Origin of the sequence: Pseudomonas sp. NPDC089401 (genome assembly GCF_044749485.1) — a bacterium.
Taxonomy (GTDB): domain Bacteria; phylum Pseudomonadota; class Gammaproteobacteria; order Pseudomonadales; family Pseudomonadaceae; genus Aquipseudomonas.
Map to the genome: position 1 here is coordinate 664,164 of NZ_JBIVIA010000002.1, position 18,193 is coordinate 682,356.

Sequence of the window (18,193 nt, forward strand, 5' to 3'; positions counted from 1 at the left end):
GCGCCTGTGAGGCCGTTTCGCCCGGGCTGGATACCGACCCTGGTGGTGCTCGCCTTGCTGCCGGGGCTGATCGCGCTCGGCTGCTGGCAGCTCGGCCGCGCCGATGAAAAGCGCGCCTTGCTGGCCACCTATGCCGAGCGCGAGGTCGAGCCTGCCCTGGCCACCAGCCAGTTGCCGCAGACCGAGGATGCCGCCTACCGCCGCGTGCACCTTTATGGTCGTTTCGATGCCGAACACAGCCTGCTGCTGGACAACCGCCTGCGTGACGGCCAGGCCGGTGTCGAGCTGCTGCAACCCTTCCATGACCAGCCCAGCGGCCTGTGGCTGCTGGTCAATCGCGGCTGGCTGCCGTGGCCGGATCGCCGCGTCCCGGTGCAGTTCAACACCCCCGACCGGGCCCTGGCGCTGGATGCCACCGTCTATGTGGCGCCTGGCACCCCCTTCCAGCTGCACCCCGACCCGGCGGGCGGCCAGTGGCCGCACCTGCTCACCGCGGTCGACCCGGCCACGCTCTGGCAGCAGCTCGGGCGCGAAGGCTTCGCCCATGAACTGCGCCTCGAACCCGGCCCGGCCAGCTATCGGCTGGGCTGGCCGATCGTTGCCCTGGGCCCGGAAAAACACCTGGGCTATGCCGTGCAATGGTTCGCCCTGGCCACCGCCCTGGTGCTGCTCTACCTCTACTTTGGCTGGCACCGCAAGAAGGAGAAAACCGATGGCCACCGCCACTCCACTGGACCTGCCTGAACGTAGCAAACCCAGAGCCCGCGGGCGTTTGCAGCTGATCCTGATTTTTCTGGTGGTGCTCGGGCCGATGGTCCTGGCCACCTGCATGTACAAGCTCAAGTTCTGGGTGCCGGAGGGGCGCAGCTACCACGGCGCGATGATCGGCAACGGCCAGAGCCGGGCCGATATCGGCATCGCCGGCGAGGACGAACGCTGGCAACTGCTGGTCAGCGCCCCGCAGGCCTGCGCCGAGGATTGCCAACGCCTGGTCTACCTGGTGCGGCAGATCCAGGTCGGCCTGGGCCGCGACGCCAGCCGCGCCAGCCATGCCCTGGCCGCGGCCCAGCCGCTGAGTGCCGAGTACCAGGCCCTGCTCGGCCGCGAGTATCCCCAACTGCAGCGCTACCCGCTGGACACCCAGCGCTACGGCCAGAAAGTCGGTGAAGTCGGCCCGCAACTGTGGATCGTCGACCCCCACGGCAACCTGGTGCTGCGCTACGACGCCAAGGTCAACGGCAAGCATGTGCTCGACGACCTGCGCCACCTGCTCAAGCTGTCCAACATCGGCTAGGAGCCTGCCATGGCCAGACCCGGTTTCCGCCTCGCTGTGTTCGCCACCCTGCTGGCACTGCTGGTCGTGCTGCTCGGTGCATACACCCGCCTGACCCACGCCGGCCTGGGCTGCCCCGACTGGCCAGGTTGCTATGGCTTCATCGGCGTGCCCAAGAGCGAGGCGCAGTTGGCCCACGCCGAGCTGCATTTCCCCGACCACCCGGTGGAGGAGGCCAAGGGCTGGGCCGAGATGGTCCACCGCTACTTCGCCGGCACCCTGGCCCTGGTGATCGCTCTGCTCGCCCTGCAGGCCGTGCGCCGGCATGCCCGCGATGGCCAGCCATACCGGCTGCCGGTGCTGTTGCTGGGTGTGGTGCTGGCCCAGGCGGCCTTCGGCATGTGGACGGTGACCCTCAAGCTGTGGCCGCAGGTGGTCACCGCACATCTGCTGGGCGGGTTCACCACCCTGAGCCTGCTGTTCCTGCTATCGCTGCGTCTATCCCGGGCCTTTGCGCCCTTGCCGAAACTGCCGTTGAGCCTGCGCCGGATAGCGGCGCTGGCCTTGCTGGTGGTGGTCGGGCAGATCGCCCTGGGCGGCTGGGTCAGCGCCAACTACGCGGCGGTCGCCTGCATCGACCTGCCCACCTGCCACGGCCAATGGTGGCCGGCGGCGGACTTCAGCAACGGCTTCCACCTGACCCAGCACGTCGGCCCCAACTACCTGGGCGGGCAGCTGGACAGCGATGCGCGCACGGCCATCCACGTCAGCCACCGCCTGGGCGCGCTGCTGGTGACCGGCGTGCTGCTGATGCTCGGCTGGAAGCTGCACCGCTGTGGCCTCACCGGCCTGGCGCGCCTGGTATTGCTGGCGCTGGCCTTGCAGGTGGGCCTGGGCATCAGCAACGTGCTGCTGCACCTGCCGCTGGCCGTGGCCGTGGCGCACAACGCCGGGGGCGCCCTGCTGCTGCTGAGCATGGTGCTGGTGAACTACCGCATCCGCGTGGTCGACAAGGTCCGCGTCGGGGTCGGCCAGGGCTGGCGGCTGCGGCCGGTGGCCGGCGTCGAGCTGCCCCATCACATGAGGAACGATTCGTGGCGACGCTTCTGACGGCCCGGCGGGCCGGCTGGCGCGACTACCTGGAGTTGACCAAGCCCAAGGTGGTGGTGCTGATGCTGATCACTTCGCTGGTGGGCATGTTCCTGGCGACCCGTGCGGGCGTCAGCTGGAGCGTGCTGCTGTTCGGCAACCTGGGCATTGCCCTGTGCGCGGGCGGTGCGGCGGTGGTCAACCACGTGGTCGACCGGCGCATCGATGCGCTGATGGCCCGCACCCACAAGCGCCCGCTGGCCCAGGGGCGGGTCGAGCCGCTGCCGGCGCTGCTGTTCGCCCTGGCCCTGGCGCTGCTGGGCATGGCCCTGCTGCTGGTGTTCACCAACGCCCTCACGGCCTGGCTGACCCTGGCCTCGCTGCTCGGCTATGCAGTGCTCTACACCGGCTTTCTCAAGCGTGCCACGCCGCAGAACATCGTGATCGGCGGCCTGGCCGGGGCCGCCCCGCCGCTGCTCGGCTGGGTGGCGGTGAGCGGGCATGTCAGCGCCGAACCGCTGCTGCTGGTGCTCATCATCTTCGCCTGGACCCCGCCGCACTTCTGGGCCCTGGCCATCCACCGCAAGGAGGAGTACGCCAAGGCCGACATCCCGATGCTGCCGGTGACCCACGGCGAGCGCTACACCAAGCTGCACATCCTGCTGTACAGCCTGATATTGCTGGCGGTGAGCCTGCTGCCCTACGCCATCCACATGAGCGGCCCGCTGTACCTGGCCTGTGCCCTGGCACTGGGCCTGCGCTTCCTGCAATGGGCCTGGGTGTTGTACCGTGGCAGCCGGCCGCACGCGGCGATCGGCACGTTCAAGTACTCCATCGGCTACCTGTTCGCGCTGTTCATCGCGTTGCTCGTTGACCACTACCTGTTGCTGAACCTATGACCCGAACCCAGAAAACCGTCTTCATCCTCGTTGCCCTGGTCGCGCTGATCATGGGCCTGACCGTCAACAAGGTGCTCAATGGCCGTGGCCAGCTCAACCCGACCGAGCTGATCGACGCCGGCATCATCCTCCTGCCACAGAGCCGCAGCGTGGCCGACGTGACCATGACCAACCAGGATGGCCAGCCGGTGCAGCTGGATGACCTCAAGGGCAAGTGGTCGCTGCTGTTCTTCGGCTACACCTACTGCCCGGACATCTGCCCGACCACCCTGGCGCAGTTGCGCCAGGTCAAGAGCGAGCTGCCCAAGGAAGCCGTGGACCGGCTGCAGGTGGTGCTGGTGAGCGTCGACCCGAACCGCGACACGCCGAACCAGCTCAAGCAGTACCTGGGTTATTTCGACAAGGATTTCGTCGGGGTGGCGGGGTCGATCGAGGACACCCAGAAGCTGGCCAATGCCTTGAGCATTCCGTTCATTCCGGCCGATACCAGCAAGCCGGGGTACACCGTGGATCACAGTGGCAACCTGGCGGTGGTCGGGCCGGATGGGCGTCAGCGCGGGTTCATTCGTGCGCCGTTCAACAACCAGAAGCTGGTGGCGCAGTTGCCCGGGCTGGTGAAGCAGGATTGAGCAGGCCCCCAAAAGCTTCGCGGGTAAACCCGCTCCCACAGGTACGGCACCGCCTGTGAGGCCTGTGCTATCCCTGTGGGAGCGGGTTTACCCGCGAAGAATCCAGCGCGATTTAACGGCTTAGAACGCCGGCACCACAGCGCCCTTGTACTTCTCGGTGATGAACTGCTTCACCTCAGGCGAGTGCAGCACTGCGGCCAGCTTCTGCATGTCGGCCGAGTCCTTGTTGTCCGGGCGGGCAACCAGGATGTTCACGTAAGGCGAGTCGCTGCCTTCGATGGCCAGGGCGTCCTTCTCCGGGTTCAGCTTGGCTTCCAGCGCGTAGTTGGTGTTGATCAGGGCGGCATCGACCTGGGTCAGCACGCGCGGGATGGTGGCTGCTTCCAGCTCACGGAACTTCACGTTCTTCGGATTCTCGGCAACATCCTTCACGGTCGACAGGATGTTCTTGTTGTCCTTGAGCTTGATCACACCGGCCTTGTCCAGCAGCAGCAGGGCACGGCCACCGTTGGTGGCGTCGTTGGGGATGACCACGGTGGCGCCGGAAGGCAGCTCGTCGAGCTTCTTGATCTTGGTCGAGTACACGCCCAACGGCTCGATGTGCACGCCAGCGACGCTCACCAGGCTGGTGCCCTTGGCCTTGTTGAACTCATCCAGGTACGGCTGGTGCTGGAAGAAGTTGGCGTCCAGGCGCTTCTCGGCCACTTGCACGTTCGGCTGGATGTAGTCGGTGAATTCTTTCACCTTGAGGTTCACGCCCTCTTTCGCCAACTGTGGTTTGACGAAGTTGAGAATCTCGGCGTGCGGCACCGGGGTGGCGGCGACGGTCAGGTCCCCCGCATGGGCCGAAAAGGCCGCGACGGCGGCGACGACAGCAAGCAGCTTCTTCATGAATCACTCCTTGTGAGGGCCGCGACGGCCCCCGAACGGGTCGGCCGGGCCGACCCCATTGGGGTTACTTACGGGAAAAATGCACGACCAGTTTGTCGCCCACGCTTTGCAGGACTTGAACCAGCACCAGCAACAGCACCACGGTGACCACCATCACGTCGGTCTGGAAGCGCTGGTAACCGAAGCGGATCGCCAGGTCGCCCAGGCCGCCGGCGCCGACCACGCCGGCCATGGCGGTGTACGACACCAGGGTGATGGCGGTGACGGTGATCGCCGCGAAGATGCCCGGGCGGGCTTCGGGCAGCAGCGCGCTGGTGATGATCTGGCGGGTGGTGGCGCCCATCGACTGGGTGGCCTCGATGATGCCGCGGTCCACTTCACGCAGGGCGGTCTCGACCAGGCGCGCGAAGAACGGCGTGGCCCCCACCACCAGCGGTGGAATGGCGCCGGCGACGCCCAGCGAGGTGCCGGTGATCAGCACGGTGAACGGGATCATCACGATCAGCAGGATGATGAACGGCAGCGAGCGCAGGATGTTGACCACCAGCGACAGCAGCGCATACACGCCCTTCTGCTCGAACATCTGCTTCGGCCCGCAGAGGAACAGCAGCACGCCCAGCGGCAGGCCGAGCAGCACGGTGAAGAACAGCGAGCCGAACAGCATGATCATGGTATCGACGGTGGCCAGCCAGATTTCGGCCCAGTCGACGTTGGCGAAGAAATTCAGGGCGTCCATCAACGCAGTACCTCCATATGTACGTCAGCTGCCTTGAAGCGGGCGAACGCCGCTTCCATGTCACCGCCGATCAGGGCGAGGGTGAGCTGGCCATAGGGGACATCCTTGATGCGGTCGATACGCCCGGCGAGGATGCTGTAGTCCACGCCGGTTTCGCGGGCCACGGTGCCCAGCAGCGGCGCGTAGGTGGCGTCACCCTGGAAGGTCAGGCGCACGATGCGGCCCGGCACATGGGCGAAGTCGTCGCGCTGCTCGCCTTCGTCGACCTGCTCGTCTTCCTGGACGAAGCGCTTGGTGGTCGGGTGCTGCGGGTGCAGGAACACCTCGGCCACCGAGCCCTGCTCGACGATCTGGCCGGCGTCCATCACCGCCACGCGGTCGCAGACCCGGCGGATCACGTCCATCTCGTGGGTGATCAGGACGATGGTCAGCTTCAGCTCGCGGTTGATCTCCGCCAGCAGTTGCAGCACCGAAGCGGTGGTCTGCGGGTCGAGGGCGCTGGTGGCCTCGTCGCACAGCAGGATCTTCGGGTTGGTCGACAGCGCGCGGGCGATGCCGACGCGCTGTTTCTGGCCGCCGGACAGCTGGGCCGGGTACTTCCTGGCGTGGTCGGAAAGACCGACGCGGGCCAGCAGCTCGGTGACGCGCTTGTCGATCTCGGCACGCGACAGCTCGCCGGCCAGGGTCAGCGGCAGCGCGACGTTGTCGGCGACAGTCTTGGAGGCCAGCAGGTTGAAGTGCTGGAAGATCATCCCGACCTGCTGGCGGAAGCCGCGCAGCTGGCTGGCGTTGAACGCGGTGACGTCTTCGCCGTCGACGATGATCGTGCCGCCGGAAGGTTCTTCCAGGCGGTTGATCAGGCGCAGCATGGTGCTCTTGCCGGCGCCGGAATGGCCGATCAGGCCGAATACCTGGCCGTTTTCGATGGTCAGGGTTGTCGGATTCAGTGCGGGGATTTCCCTACCGGCGACGCGGTAGGTTTTATGTACCTGTTGGAACTCGATCACGTAGCGAACCTTGTGGGGCGCATGGAATTTGGGGCAGCGGTTGGCTGGGTCGCGCATTTTAGCGTTTTCCCATAGCTGTTCTTAGCATTTATTTCGTAATGCACCAATCCTTCGGGCATAACGCGACAACCGGTAATCCTGATTGAACGCTCGGCAAAGCCTTCCAGTCACTACTTGAACAAGCCCGAAGCGGGCACGCCTGACGACTGATGAGGAAAGCCGACATGCCGAAGAAGACCCCGGACGCGCCCAAGCACAGCGAGGCTGCGGGCACCCAGACCCCTGACCGGGCCAACACCAATGCCAAGCTGCAGAGCCTTGAGGCGTTCCGCAGCGATGCTACCGGGCAGGCCTTGCGCACCAACCAGGGCGTCAAGGTCGCCGACAACCAGAACAGCCTCAAGGCTGGCGCACGCGGGCCGTCGCTGCTCGAAGACTTCATCATGCGCGAGAAGATCACCCACTTCGACCACGAGCGCATCCCGGAGCGTATCGTCCACGCCCGTGGCACCGGGGCCCATGGCTACTTCCAGAGCTACGGCTGCCATGCCGAGCTGACCAAGGCCGGCTTCCTCCAGGACCCGGAGAAGATCACCCCGGTGTTCGTGCGTTTTTCCACCGTGCAGGGGCCACGGGGTTCCGGCGATACCGTGCGGGATGTGCGTGGCTTTGCCGTGAAGTTCTATACCGATGAAGGCAATTTCGACCTGGTTGGCAACAACATGCCGGTGTTCTTTATCCAGGATGCGATCAAGTTCCCCGACTTCGTGCACGCGGTGAAGCCCGAGCCGCACAACGAGATGCCCACTGGTGGCTCGGCCCATGACACGTTCTGGGACTTCGTCTCGTTGGTGCCGGAGTCGGCGCACATGGTGATCTGGGCAATGTCCGACCGCGCCATCCCGCGCAGCCTGCGGATGATGGAGGGCTTTGGCGTACACACCTTCCGCCTGATCAACGCCCAAGGTGTGGCCAGCTTCGTCAAGTTTCACTGGAAGCCGCGCCAGGGTGTGCACTCGGTGTTGTGGGACGAAGCGCAGAAGCTCGCGGGCAAGGATACCGATTACCACCGCCGCGACCTGTGGGACGCGATCGAGACCGGCGATTACCCCGAGTGGGAGCTGGGTGTGCAGATTGTTCCCGAAGCCGATGAACACAAGTACGACTTCGACCTGCTCGACCCGACCAAGCTGATCCCCGAGGAGCTGGTGCCGGTCACCAAGCTTGGCAAGATGGTGCTCAACCGCAACCCGGACAACTTCTTCGCCGAAACCGAGCAGGTTGCCTTCTGCCCCGGGCACATCGTGCCGGGCATCGACTTCAGCAACGACCCGCTGCTCCAGGGCCGGCTGTTTTCCTACACCGACACGCAGATCAGCCGGCTGGGCGGGCCGAACTTCCATGAGATTCCGATCAACCGGCCAGTGGCGCCGAACCATAGCAGCCAGCGTGACGCCATGCACCGCATGACCCTGGACAAGGGCCGGGCTGCCTATGAGCCCAACACCATCGATGGCGGCTGGCCCAGGGAAACCCCGCCCGCCGCGCAGGACGGTGGCTTCGAGAGTTATCAGGAGCGTGTCGATGCGCACAAGATCCGCCAGCGCAGCGAGTCGTTCGGTGACCACTTCTCCCAGGCAGCGCTGTTCTTCCACAGCATGAGCCCGACCGAGCAGCAGCACATCGTCAAGGCCTACAGTTTCGAACTGGGCAAGGTGGAGCGCGAGGGTATCCGCCAGCGGGTGGTTGACGAGATTCTTGCCAATATCGACCTGAAGCTGGCGGCCGCCGTGGCGGGCAATCTGGGGCTGCCGGCGCCGAAGCAGGGCACGGTCAAGGTGAAAGGCAGCAAACCGGCGCAGTCAAAGGCGTTGAGCCAGATGAACCACCCCGGCGAGGTGGGCATCAAGGGGCGCAAGATCGCGGTGCTGGTGGCAGATGGCGTGGATGGTGCCAGTGTCGACAGGCTGGTCAAGGCGCTGGAGGCCGAAAGCGCCCGGCCGATGCTGCTGGGGCTGACCTCGGCACCGGTCAAGGCGGCGGGTGGCAAGGCATTGGCGGTGGATGCATCGATGGAGGGGATGCCGTCGGTGATGTTCGACGGGATTATCGTGCCCAAGGGCGTGGACAAGGCGCTGGCTGCGAGCGGGTTGGCCAAGCACTTCCTGCTTGAGGGTTACAAGCACTTGAAGGCGATGCTGCTGACCAAGGATCTGCTGAGCAGCCTGGGGCTCAAGGAGGACAAGGGGTTGTTGCTGGGGGATGAGCAGAAGAGCGTGGATGCCTTCGTCAAAGCGGTCGAGGGGCATCGGGTCTGGGAGCGGGAGGCTGCCGCAGAGGCGGTGCCGGCCTGACAGGGCCCCTTCGCGGGTAAACCCGCTCCCACAGAGACCGCATGAAGCCCGAGGGCGATGCAGTACCTGTGGGAGCGGGTTCACCCGCGAAGGCTTCAACGCTGATGTGGGACCAGAACCACCTGGGCCGGCATCGAACGCTGGATCTCATGCTTCTGCTTCAGCGCGAACCCGCTGTCGAGCTTGTGCACGCGCTTCTCCAGCAGGTTCTTCAACCAAGGCGCATCCTGGGTACGCGGTACCTGGAACACCACCTCGCACTGGTAATTCACCACGTCCTTGGCAATCTCGTCGAGCTGGCGACGCATGGCGCGGATGTCGGTGGTTTTCAGAGCGATCACGGTGCTCGGCGCCGTCGGGTCGATGACCCGTGCCTGGGGCTTGGCCTCGGCCGCCTTCAGCGCCGCCTCGGCCTTCTCCAGCTCGGCCTTGCGCGCCTGGGACACGGCATCGCCGCCGGTCACCGCCGGCGCCCGGGGCATCAACGCCCGGGCGCGGGCCAGCGCGGTGGCGGCCGCGTTCACATCGCCTTTCTGCAGGACGATCTGGCTGCGTTGCAGGTAGGCCTCGGCCAGCTGGCGCTGGTACTGCTCCAGGCGGGCGTCGTCGGGCGACTGCGCCTGCAGGGTGGACAGCTGGTCTTCGGCGGTGGCCAGCTCGTTGCTGGCGATACTCTGTTGCAGCTGCTGCCAGGCATCGGCTTGGGCAGAGGCATCGGCCTGTTCGACCGGCGCACTGGAACAGGCGGCCAGGAACAGGGAAAACGCGGCAACAAGCAGATAACGGGATGCGAACGGCTTCATTCCTGCGGCTCTCTAAATTTGCGCAAAAAGCGAGCAAGTCTACACCCAGGTGCGCACGCTCGAAAACAGGTCTTACAGACCCTTTACCCGTGAAAAGGTTGCAGGGTGTGCCTGCGCACACCCCGGTTTTCAGCGTTTTGGCAGGGCCAGGCTCAGCAAGAATAGCACCGCGGCACAGACCACGATCGATGGGCCGGCCGGGGTGTCCTTGAACCAGGACATGGCCAGGCCGCCGCACACCGAGCTGATGCCGATCAACGTGGCGGCCAGCGCCATCTGTTCCGGCGAGCGGGCGTGACGCTGTGCCGCAGCAGCCGGGATGATCAGCAGCGAGGTGATCAGCAGCACGCCGACGATCTTCATCGCCACGGCGATGACCACCGCAATCAGCAGCATCAGCGCCATGCGCAGGCCGGCCACCGGCAGCCCTTCGACCATGGCCAGCTCCTCGTGCACGGTGATTGCCAGCAGTGGTCGCCACAGCGTCGCCAGCAACAGCAGCACCAGGGCGCTGCCGCCGAGGATCCAGGCCAGGTCGGTGGTGCTGATGGCCAGCAGGTCACCGAACAGGTAGGCCATCAGGTCGATGCGCACGTCGTGCATGAAGCTCAGCACCACCAGGCCCAGCGACAGGGTACTGGGGGCGAGGATGCCGAGCAGGGTGTCGGAGGCCAGCGGCTGGCGCTGTTGCAGGGTCACCAGCAGGATCGCCAGCAGCAGGCAGCCGACGGTTACCGCCAGCGCCGGGCTGACATCCAGCACGAAGCCCATGGCCACGCCCAGCAGCGCGGCGTGCGACAGGGTATCGCCGAAATAGGCCATGCGCCGCCACACCACGAAGGAGCCGAGCGGGCCGGCGACCACTGCCAGGGACAAGCCCGCAAGCAAGGCGTAAAGAAGAAAATCAGCCATGCTTGCAGTGCTCTCCGTGAACATGGGTGCCAGGGGCGACCACCGAACCGTGCAGGTCGTGGCTGTGGTCGTGATGGTGGTGGTAGACCGCCAGGCTTGGCGCGTTCTGGCCGAACAGCTCGACGAACGCCGGGTCGTTGCTGACCTGCTCGGGGTGGCCGGAGCAGCACACGTGGCGGTTCAGGCAGACCACCTGGTCGGTGGCGCTCATCACCAGGTGCAGGTCGTGGGAGACCATCAGCACGCCGCAGCCATGGCGGTCGCGCAGACGGGTAATCAGGTTGTACAGCTCGGTCTGGCCGACCACGTCGACGCCTTGCACGGGCTCGTCGAGCACCAGCAGCTCAGGCTCGCGCAGCAGCGCCCGGGCCAGCAGCACGCGTTGCATCTCGCCGCCGGAGATTGTCTGGATCGGGCTGTCGATGACCTGCTCGGCGCCCACTTCCTGCAACGCCGACAAGGCTGCCGCGCGGTCTACCCCGGGCACCAGGCGCAGGAAACGCAGCACCGACAGTGGCAGCGTGGCATCCACCTGGATCTTCTGCGGCATGTAGCCGATGCGCAGCCTGGGCTTGCGCCAGACCTTGCCGCGGTGCGGCTTGAGCAGGCCGAGCACGGCGCGCACCAGGGTGGTCTTGCCGGCGCCGTTGGGGCCGATCAGGGTGACGATCTGGCCGGGCGCCACCGCCAGGTCGATGCTGTCGAGCACGGCTTCGCCGGCGAAGCTGACACCGACCTGCTCGAGGCGGATCAGGGCGTCGCTCATGCCGCGCTCCGGCAGTTGGCGCACAGGCCGACGATTTCCACGGTCTGGGTCTCGACGCTGAAGCCCACGCCCTTGGCGCTGGCGATGATGGCGTCGCTGATGCTGTCCTGCTCCAGCTCGATGGCCACGTGGCATTCACGGCAGATCAGGAACTGGCCCTGGTGTGCGTGCTCCGGGTGGCTGCAGCCGATGAAGGCGTTGAGCGAGGCGATGCGGTGCACCAGGCCGTTTTCCAGGAGGAAATCCAGGGCGCGGTACACGGTCGGCGGCGCAGCGCGGCGGCCGTCCTGCTCGCTGAGCACGGCGAGGATGTCGTAGGCACCCAGCGGCTTGTGGCTTTGCCAGACAAGCTCCAGCACACGCTTGCGCAGTGCGGTCAGGCGCAGGCCTTGGCGGGTGCAGAGCACCTCGGCTTCGGACAGGGCGCTATGTACGCAATGGGAATGATCGTGGGGACGGTGAGCCAGCGGCGTGATGGACATATGGCAGCGACGGTTCTGGACGGAGACGTTATTATGTTACCTGTTTCTGACGAGTCGAGTATTAACCGTGTCCCGATTCCTAGTGCTGTTTGTCGCTTTCATCGCCTGTTCGGCCCAGGCTGACGTGCGTGTGCTGACCAGTATCAAACCCCTGCAACAGATTGCCGCCGCCGTTCAGGACGGCGTCGGCAGCCCGGACGTGCTGCTGCCGCCGGGTGCTTCGCCGCACCACTACGCCCTGCGCCCCTCCGACGTGCGCAAGGTCGGCGATGCCGACCTGCTGTACTGGATCGGCCCGGACATGGAGAACTTCCTGCCGCGCGTGCTGGGCAGCCGCAGCAAGGCCACGGTGGCGGTACAGTCGCTGCCGGGCATGAAGCTGCGCCACTTCGGTGAGGACAGCCATTCCCATGAGGAAGCCGGCGAGGACGATCACGATCACGACCACCGTCCGGGGAGCCTGGATGCGCACCTGTGGTTGTCGTCGTTCAACGCGCGGGTGATTGCGGCGAAGATGGCGGCGGACCTGGCGGCGGCAGACCCGGCCAATGCGGCGCGCTACCAGAGCAACCTGAAGGCTTTCGGCGAGCGCATGGATGGCCTGGATGCGCGGATCAAGGCGCGGGTGACGGGCATCGCCGGCAAGCCGTACTTCGTGTTCCACGAAGCGTTCGACTACTTCGAGTCGAGCTATGGCCTGCAGCATACCGGGGTGTTCAGCGTGGCGTCGGAGGTGCAGCCGGGTGCGCAGCATGTGGCGGCGATGCGCAAGCGCCTGCAGGAAGTGGGCAAGACCTGTGTGTTCAGCGAGCCGCCATTGCGCCCTCGCCTGGCCGAGACGCTGACCGCCGGGTTGCCGGTGCGCCTGGCCGAGCTGGATGCCCTGGGTGGCACCGACCCGGTGGATGCCAAGGGTTATGAGCGGCTCCTGGAGAAACTGGGTGGCGACCTGGCAGGTTGCCTGGAGCAACTGTAAGCCTGTTCCGGCCCTTTCGCGGGTAAACCCGCTCCCACAGGGATAGCGTCAGCCTCCAGGCTTGTGCAATACCCTGTGGGAGCGGGTTTACCCGCGAAGAAGCAGACGCGGTCTAGAGGGCGAACGGCAGGTGCAAGGCCACCTGCTGGCGCTGCGCCAGGCGCACCTCGAACTCGCTCGGGTCGTGAATCATCACGTCCATCCCGGCAAAGGATTCCGCCGCAATCAGGCGCGACAGCCAGAAGCGCACGCAACCCACGCGCAACATCTCCGGCCACAGCTCGGCTTCCGCCGCCGTGAACGGCCGCAGCGCCGCATAGGCCGCCAGCAGCGCCTGGGCCCGTGGCACGTCGATCGCGCCCTTGGCGTCCAGGCACCAGTCGTTCACGGTGATGGCGATGTCATACAGCATCGGGCCCGAGCAGGCGTTGTAGAAGTCGATCACCCCGGTCAGGTGGGTGCCTTCGAACATCACGTTGTCGCGGAACAGGTCGGCATGCAGGTTGGCCCGTGGCAGGGCGAGGATCTGCGCCTTGTGCGCGGTGATCTCGGCCAGCGCCGGCTGCAGCAGCGCCGCCTGTTCGGCGCTCAGCCGCGGCAGCAGCTCGGCGCCGCACGCCAGCATCCAGTCCAGGCCACGGTCGGTGCGGCGCTCGATGATGTGCTCGCGGGTGGCCAGGTGGATGTGCGCCAGCAGCTCGCCAACCTGGGCGCAGTGCTGGGCGTTGGGCGCCTTGATGTGCTTGCCCGACAGCCGTGGCTGCAGCAGCGCCGGCTTGCCGCACAGTTCGCGCAGGGCGTTGCCGTCGCGGTCGCGCAGGGCGTAGGGCACCGGCATGTCGGCGCCGTGCAGCACGTCCAGCAGCTCGATGAAGAACGGCATGTCCTCGACCGGGCCGCGCTCGACCAGCGTCAGGACGAACTCACCCTTTTCCAGGCTGACGAAGAAGTTGCTGTTCTCGGTACCGGCGGCAATGCCCTGGAAGTCGAGCAGACGGCCCAGCTCGTACGGCGCCAGAAAGGTTTCCAGCTCAGGCCGGGTCACGGGGGTGAAGACTGACATGATGAAAAAAAGCCCATACGGGCACTTCCGCCGGGAAGTGCCGGGTTGATGTGAACGGTGCGCGCGTCAGCTTACCACTCGAAGATCTTCCAGGACGGAATCAGCATGTCCGGCTGGTCGGAACGAATGAAATTGCCATCGGAGCCATCGGCGCGTACCAGAAAATACGGCTTGCCGTTTTTCGGCGTGATCTTGATCGCATACAGGAAGCCGTTCTGCCGGTATTCCTGGATGGTTTTGTCGCCTTCCGTGCGAATGGTCACCTCGGGATCGGCCGAGGGGGCGTCGTCCGCCGCCAGGGTGACGACCGGCATGGTTGCCAGCAGGCCCAGCAGTAACAGGCGATTGAGTGTACGCATGATAACCTAGTCCCTTTGTCGTCATTGATCCGGCTATTCTAGCTCCGGACCCGCCGAAAAGGTTGATTCTGCTCATGAGCCAAGCGCCTCTCGTCCTGGTGGACGGTTCCTCCTACCTCTACCGCGCCTTTCACGCGCTACCGCCGCTGACCACCTCCAAGGGCATGCCCACCGGCGCGGTCAAAGGGGTGTTGAACATGCTCAAGAGCCTGCGCCGGCAATACCCCGACAGCCTCTTCGCCGTCGTGTTCGACGCCAAGGGCGGGACCTTCCGCGATGCCATGTTCGCCGAGTACAAGGCCAACCGCCCGAGCATGCCCGACGACCTGCGGGTGCAGGTCGAGCCGCTGCACGCCAGCGTCAAGGCACTGGGCTACCCCCTGCTGTGCGTCGAAGGCGTCGAAGCCGATGACGTGATCGGTACCCTCGCGCGCAGCAGCGCGACCCAGGGCCGGCCGGTGATCATCTCGACCGGCGACAAGGACATGGCGCAGCTGGTGGATGGCCACGTGACCCTGGTCAACACCATGACCGGCAGCGTGCTGGACGTGGCTGGCGTGCATGAGAAGTTCGGCGTCGGCCCGGAGCACATCATCGACTTCCTGGCGCTGATGGGTGACAAGGTCGACAACATCCCCGGCGTGCCGGGCGTGGGCGAAAAGACCGCGGTCGGCCTGCTGACCGGTATCGGCGGTGGCCTCAGCGAGCTGTACGCCAACCTCGACAAGGTCCCGACCCTGGCCATCCGTGGCGCCAAGACCCTGCCGGCCAAGCTCGAGGAACACCGTGACTCGGCGTTCCTTTCCTATGAGCTGGCCACCATCAAGTGCGATGTGCCGCTGGACGTCGAGGTCGAGGCGCTGGTCTGCGGCGAACCTGACCACGAGGCGCTGCTGGCGTTGTACACCGAGATGGAGTTCAAGAGCTGGGTCGCGGACGTGCAGCGTGATGCGGCCAGGGCCGGCAGCGAGGTCGCGCCGCTGGAGGCCCCGGCCGCGAAGGTCGAGCCAAGCTACGAGATCATCTACGAGCAGGCCCGGTTCGAGGCCTGGCTGGAGAAGCTGCGCCAGGCGCCGTTGTTTGCCTTCGACACCGAAACCACCAGCCTGGACGCCCAGCAGGCGCAGCTGGTAGGCCTGTCGTTCGCGGTCGAGCCGCACAAGGCCGCCTACCTGCCGCTGGCCCACGACTACGAAGGCGCCCCGGCGCAGCTGGACCGCGAGGCGGTGCTGCTGGCGCTGAAGCCGCTGCTGGAAGACCCGGCCAAGGCCAAGGTCGGGCAGAACGCCAAGTACGACATCAACATCCTCGCCAACGGTTCGCCGGCCATCGACATGCGTGGGGTGGCCTACGACACCATGCTCGAGTCGTACGTGTACAACTCCACCGCCACCCGTCACGACATGGACAGCCTGGCGCAGAAGTACCTCGATCACGCCACCATCACCTTCGAGGAGATCGCCGGCAAGGGCGCCAAGCAGCTGACCTTCAACCAGATCCACCTGGACAAGGCCGGGCCTTACGCCGCCGAGGACGCCGACATCACCCTGCGCCTGCACCATGCCTTGCAGGCGCGCCTGGCGCAGACGCCGAGCGTGCAGCCGGTGCTGATGGATATCGAGATGCCGCTGGTGCCGGTGCTGGCGCGCATCGAGCGCCAGGGCGCGCTGGTCGACGCCGAGTTGCTGCAACTGCAGAGCGGCGAGCTGGGCACGAAGATGGCCGAACTGGAGCAACATGCCTATGAGCTGGCCGGCGAGGAGTTCAACCTCGGCTCGCCCAAGCAGCTGGGCGCGATCCTCTACGACAAGCTGGGCATGCCGGTGCTGAGCAAGACCACCAAGGGGCAGCCGTCCACCGCCGAAGCGGTGCTGGACGAACTGGCCGAGCAAGGCTACCCGCTGCCGAAGGTGCTGATGCAGTACCGCAGCCTGAGCAAGCTCAAGAGTACCTACACCGACAAGCTGCCGGGCCAGATCAACCCGCGCACCGGGCGCATCCACACCTCCTACCAGCAGGCCGTGGCGGCCACCGGGCGCCTGTCGTCCAGCGACCCGAACCTGCAGAACATCCCGATCCGCACCGCCGAGGGCCGGCGCATCCGCCAGGCCTTCATCGCCAGCCCGGGCTACAAGCTGCTGGCGGCGGACTACTCGCAGATCGAATTGCGCATCATGGCCCACCTGGCCAAGGACGAAGGCCTGCTGCACGCCTTCCGCAATGACCTCGACGTGCACCGCGCCACGGCTGCCGAAGTGTTCGGCGTGGCCCTGGAAAGCGTCACCACCGACCAGCGCCGCAGCGCCAAGGCGATCAACTTCGGCCTGATCTATGGCATGAGTGCGTTTGGCCTGGCCAAGCAGATCGGTGTCGACCGCAAGCAGTCGCAGGACTACATCGACCGCTACTTCGCCCGCTACCCGGGCGTGCTCGCCTACATGGAGCGCACCCGCGCCCAGGCTGCCGAGCAAGGCTTCGTCGAGACCCTGTTCGGCCGCCGCCTGTACCTGCCGGACATCAACGCCAAGAACCCGGCCCTGCGCAAGGGCGCCGAACGCACGGCGATCAACGCGCCGATGCAGGGCACCGCCGCCGATATCATCAAGCGTGCCATGGTCAACGTGGACAACTGGTTGAGCGCCAGCGGGCTGGACGCCCGGGTGATCCTGCAGGTGCACGACGAACTGGTGCTGGAAGTGCGCGAAGACCTGATCGAGCAGGTGAAAGATGAAATTCGCCTGCACATGAGCAACGCCGCACAACTGGACGTGCCGCTGCTGGTCGAAGTAGGTGTTGGCGCGAATTGGGACGAAGCTCACTGATTGAGCCGGGAAAGCTGTGTAGGATCTGCGGCGTGGTGATGCGGATCCTGGCATGGCTCCATGCCATTAGATCCGGAGTTTCATGAAACTATCGCAAATAGTTTCCAGGGCTCCGGAACTAAACCGGTGAAGCGGAACTCAGAGTAACTGAATGGCTGGTGAAGCCTTTCGATGCTCCTATGTTGTGTTAAGTGTTGGCAGATACCTGGACCCCGCCCTAGCGGTCCAGACTTGAACCCCGAACTTCCCCCTCCCCATACGAAGTCCGGGGTTTTTTTTGCCCAGAATTTGACCAGCGCCCTGCAAGCCCCGGCGGGAGAAGAACCTTGTGGGAGCGGGTTCACCCGCGAAGAAGGCGACGCGGTGCATGGCACCGGCTTCGCCGGTGTTCGCGGGTAAACCCGCTCCCACAGGATGTGTGTTGCCCTCAGGCGACAGGCTTGTCTTCCAGCTCCATCCAGTCCGCCAGTACCCGGTAGGCCTCTTCCAGGCCCTGGCGCTTGGGCGCCGAGAACAGCTGGATGGTCGCGGCATCGCCCCAACCCTTGCGGATCTCCGACTGCACCTTGAGCAGGGTGTTCTTGCCCGCGCCGTGGGTCAGCTTGTCGGCCTTGGTCAGCAGGATGTGCATCGGCATGCCGCTGGCCTTGGCCCAGTCGAGCATCATCTTGTCGAAGTCGGTCATCGGGTGGCGCACGTCCATCATCAGGATCACCCCGCGCAGGCACTCGCGGCCGCCCAGGTAGGCCTCCAGGTGCTTCTGCCAGTGCTGCTTGAGCGGAATCGGGACTTTTGCATATCCGTAGCCCGGCAGGTCGACCAAACGCCGTTCATCGTCCAGACTGAAGAAATTCAACAGCTGGGTGCGCCCCGGGGTCTTCGAGGTACGCGCCAGGCTGGCATGAGTCAGGGTGTTGAGGGCGCTGGACTTGCCGGCGTTGGAACGGCCGGCGAAAGCCACCTCGTAACCCTGGTCGTCCGGGCATTGTTCGACCTTGGCAGCGCTGAGGGCGAATGTGGCTTTCTGGCAGAGGCCGAGGATGGGGTTCTTGACTTGCATGGGATATCCGATGTGGGTGTTGCCAACGCCAAGGCCGGCAAGCAGTGTCGTTTCCGTTTGGTTGGCGGAAGT

General features: G+C 65.6%; 18 protein-coding genes. 8 read left to right on the forward strand and 10 right to left on the reverse strand.

Annotation, left to right across the window (positions count from 1 at the left end; all coding sequences use genetic code 11):
* Positions 1-6 precede the first annotated feature (6 nt).
* From ACIP21_RS07260 to ACIP21_RS07280, 5 genes are read left to right on the forward strand one after another with little or no spacing between them, the layout of a single operon-like run.
* A complete protein-coding gene (locus ACIP21_RS07260; RefSeq protein WP_400685726.1) occupies positions 7-744 on the forward strand; it encodes an SURF1 family protein in 738 nt (245 codons plus the stop codon).
* Positions 713-1,294, forward strand: coding sequence for a hypothetical protein (locus ACIP21_RS07265; protein WP_400685729.1), 582 nt, complete (start codon positions 713-715; stop codon positions 1,292-1,294). Before ACIP21_RS07260 ends, ACIP21_RS07265 begins: the two co-directional genes overlap by 32 nt.
* A gap of 9 nt (positions 1,295-1,303) precedes the next feature.
* A complete protein-coding gene (locus tag ACIP21_RS07270; protein WP_400685732.1) occupies positions 1,304-2,383 on the forward strand; it encodes a heme A synthase in 1,080 nt (359 codons plus the stop codon).
* Positions 2,368-3,261 (forward strand): heme o synthase, encoded by an 894-nt coding sequence (gene cyoE / locus ACIP21_RS07275; protein WP_400685734.1) that lies wholly within the window; start codon positions 2,368-2,370, stop codon positions 3,259-3,261. The genes ACIP21_RS07270 and cyoE overlap by 16 nt, the downstream gene beginning before the upstream one ends.
* Positions 3,258-3,890, forward strand: a complete 633-nt coding sequence (locus ACIP21_RS07280; RefSeq protein WP_400685736.1) for an SCO family protein — start codon at positions 3,258-3,260, stop codon at positions 3,888-3,890. Before cyoE ends, ACIP21_RS07280 begins: the two co-directional genes overlap by 4 nt.
* 120 nt (positions 3,891-4,010) lie before the next feature.
* On the opposite strand, the gene ACIP21_RS07285 is transcribed toward ACIP21_RS07280, so the two are convergent.
* From ACIP21_RS07285 to ACIP21_RS07295, 3 genes are all read right to left on the reverse strand, one after another.
* The gene (locus ACIP21_RS07285; RefSeq protein ID WP_400685738.1) at positions 4,011-4,781 is read right to left on the reverse strand and encodes a MetQ/NlpA family ABC transporter substrate-binding protein; all 771 of its coding nucleotides are present in this window, start codon (positions 4,779-4,781) and stop codon (positions 4,011-4,013) included.
* A 64-nt stretch (positions 4,782-4,845) separates the two neighbouring features.
* Entirely contained in the window at positions 4,846-5,517 is a 672-nt protein-coding gene (locus tag ACIP21_RS07290; RefSeq protein WP_010951513.1) for a methionine ABC transporter permease, read from the reverse strand.
* On the reverse strand, positions 5,517-6,524 hold the full coding sequence (locus tag ACIP21_RS07295; protein WP_400685890.1) for a methionine ABC transporter ATP-binding protein: 1,008 nt from the start codon (positions 6,522-6,524) through the stop codon (positions 5,517-5,519). The genes ACIP21_RS07290 and ACIP21_RS07295 overlap by 1 nt, the downstream gene beginning before the upstream one ends.
* Positions 6,525-6,748: 224 nt before the next feature.
* Between ACIP21_RS07295 and katE the strand changes: the two genes are divergently transcribed.
* Positions 6,749-8,878 (forward strand): catalase HPII, encoded by a 2,130-nt coding sequence (gene katE / locus ACIP21_RS07300; protein WP_400685740.1) that lies wholly within the window; start codon positions 6,749-6,751, stop codon positions 8,876-8,878.
* Between the two features lie 95 nt (positions 8,879-8,973).
* Here katE and ACIP21_RS07305 read toward each other — a convergent pair whose 3' ends face one another.
* The 4 genes from ACIP21_RS07305 to ACIP21_RS07320 all read right to left on the reverse strand — a co-directional run bounded on the left by ACIP21_RS07305 (position 8,974) and on the right by ACIP21_RS07320 (position 11,841).
* The gene (locus tag ACIP21_RS07305) at positions 8,974-9,681 is read right to left on the reverse strand and encodes a PA5502 family lipoprotein (RefSeq protein WP_400685742.1); all 708 of its coding nucleotides are present in this window, start codon (positions 9,679-9,681) and stop codon (positions 8,974-8,976) included.
* Between the two features lie 129 nt (positions 9,682-9,810).
* A complete protein-coding gene (gene znuB, locus ACIP21_RS07310; protein ID WP_400685744.1) occupies positions 9,811-10,593 on the reverse strand; it encodes a zinc ABC transporter permease subunit ZnuB in 783 nt (260 codons plus the stop codon).
* Positions 10,586-11,359, reverse strand: coding sequence for a zinc ABC transporter ATP-binding protein ZnuC (znuC, locus tag ACIP21_RS07315; RefSeq protein WP_400685746.1), 774 nt, complete (start codon positions 11,357-11,359; stop codon positions 10,586-10,588). The genes znuB and znuC overlap by 8 nt, the downstream gene beginning before the upstream one ends.
* Positions 11,356-11,841 carry a Fur family transcriptional regulator gene (locus tag ACIP21_RS07320; RefSeq protein ID WP_400685747.1) on the reverse strand — a complete coding sequence of 162 codons (486 nt, stop codon included), beginning with the start codon at positions 11,839-11,841 and terminating at the stop codon, positions 11,356-11,358. Before ACIP21_RS07320 ends, znuC begins: the two co-directional genes overlap by 4 nt.
* A 67-nt stretch (positions 11,842-11,908) precedes the next feature.
* Here ACIP21_RS07320 and ACIP21_RS07325 point away from each other — a divergent pair, with 67 nt between their 5' ends.
* Positions 11,909-12,817: a zinc ABC transporter substrate-binding protein gene (locus ACIP21_RS07325; RefSeq protein WP_400685749.1), complete on the forward strand. Its 909-nt coding sequence runs from the start codon at positions 11,909-11,911 to the stop codon at positions 12,815-12,817.
* 112 nt (positions 12,818-12,929) lie between these two features.
* Here the strand turns inward: ACIP21_RS07325 and ACIP21_RS07330 are convergent, their stop codons facing one another.
* Together ACIP21_RS07330 and ACIP21_RS07335 are read right to left on the reverse strand one after the other, a co-directional pair.
* The gene (locus ACIP21_RS07330) at positions 12,930-13,880 is read right to left on the reverse strand and encodes a homoserine kinase (RefSeq protein WP_400685752.1); all 951 of its coding nucleotides are present in this window, start codon (positions 13,878-13,880) and stop codon (positions 12,930-12,932) included.
* A gap of 71 nt (positions 13,881-13,951) precedes the next feature.
* Positions 13,952-14,239: a DUF2782 domain-containing protein gene (locus ACIP21_RS07335; RefSeq protein ID WP_013970316.1), complete on the reverse strand. Its 288-nt coding sequence runs from the start codon at positions 14,237-14,239 to the stop codon at positions 13,952-13,954.
* A 74-nt stretch (positions 14,240-14,313) separates the two neighbouring features.
* Here ACIP21_RS07335 and polA point away from each other — a divergent pair, with 74 nt between their 5' ends.
* Complete coding sequence (polA, locus tag ACIP21_RS07340) at positions 14,314-17,061, forward strand: DNA polymerase I (protein WP_400685755.1); 2,748 nt, start codon at positions 14,314-14,316, stop codon at positions 17,059-17,061.
* A gap of 427 nt (positions 17,062-17,488) precedes the next feature.
* Here polA and yihA read toward each other — a convergent pair whose 3' ends face one another.
* The gene (gene yihA, locus ACIP21_RS07345) at positions 17,489-18,121 is read right to left on the reverse strand and encodes a ribosome biogenesis GTP-binding protein YihA/YsxC (RefSeq protein WP_400685757.1); all 633 of its coding nucleotides are present in this window, start codon (positions 18,119-18,121) and stop codon (positions 17,489-17,491) included.
* Positions 18,122-18,193: the final 72 nt, after the last annotated feature.

Coding starts and splice junctions, on each gene's coding strand:
- ACIP21_RS07265 (WP_400685729.1), top strand. CDS start 713: ATGGCCACCGCCACTCCACTGGACCTGCCTGAACGTAGCAAACCCAGA.
- ACIP21_RS07270 (WP_400685732.1), top strand. CDS start 1,304: ATGGCCAGACCCGGTTTCCGCCTCGCTGTGTTCGCCACCCTGCTGGCA.
- ACIP21_RS07280 (WP_400685736.1), top strand. CDS start 3,258: ATGACCCGAACCCAGAAAACCGTCTTCATCCTCGTTGCCCTGGTCGCG.
- ACIP21_RS07285 (WP_400685738.1), bottom strand. CDS start 4,781: ATGAAGAAGCTGCTTGCTGTCGTCGCCGCCGTCGCGGCCTTTTCGGCC.
- ACIP21_RS07290 (WP_010951513.1), bottom strand. CDS start 5,517: ATGGACGCCCTGAATTTCTTCGCCAACGTCGACTGGGCCGAAATCTGG.
- katE (WP_400685740.1), top strand. CDS start 6,749: ATGCCGAAGAAGACCCCGGACGCGCCCAAGCACAGCGAGGCTGCGGGC.
- ACIP21_RS07305 (WP_400685742.1), bottom strand. CDS start 9,681: ATGAAGCCGTTCGCATCCCGTTATCTGCTTGTTGCCGCGTTTTCCCTG.
- znuB (WP_400685744.1), bottom strand. CDS start 10,593: ATGGCTGATTTTCTTCTTTACGCCTTGCTTGCGGGCTTGTCCCTGGCA.
- znuC (WP_400685746.1), bottom strand. CDS start 11,359: ATGAGCGACGCCCTGATCCGCCTCGAGCAGGTCGGTGTCAGCTTCGCC.
- ACIP21_RS07320 (WP_400685747.1), bottom strand. CDS start 11,841: ATGTCCATCACGCCGCTGGCTCACCGTCCCCACGATCATTCCCATTGC.
- ACIP21_RS07330 (WP_400685752.1), bottom strand. CDS start 13,880: ATGTCAGTCTTCACCCCCGTGACCCGGCCTGAGCTGGAAACCTTTCTG.
- ACIP21_RS07335 (WP_013970316.1), bottom strand. CDS start 14,239: ATGCGTACACTCAATCGCCTGTTACTGCTGGGCCTGCTGGCAACCATG.
- polA (WP_400685755.1), top strand. CDS start 14,314: ATGAGCCAAGCGCCTCTCGTCCTGGTGGACGGTTCCTCCTACCTCTAC.
- yihA (WP_400685757.1), bottom strand. CDS start 18,121: ATGCAAGTCAAGAACCCCATCCTCGGCCTCTGCCAGAAAGCCACATTC.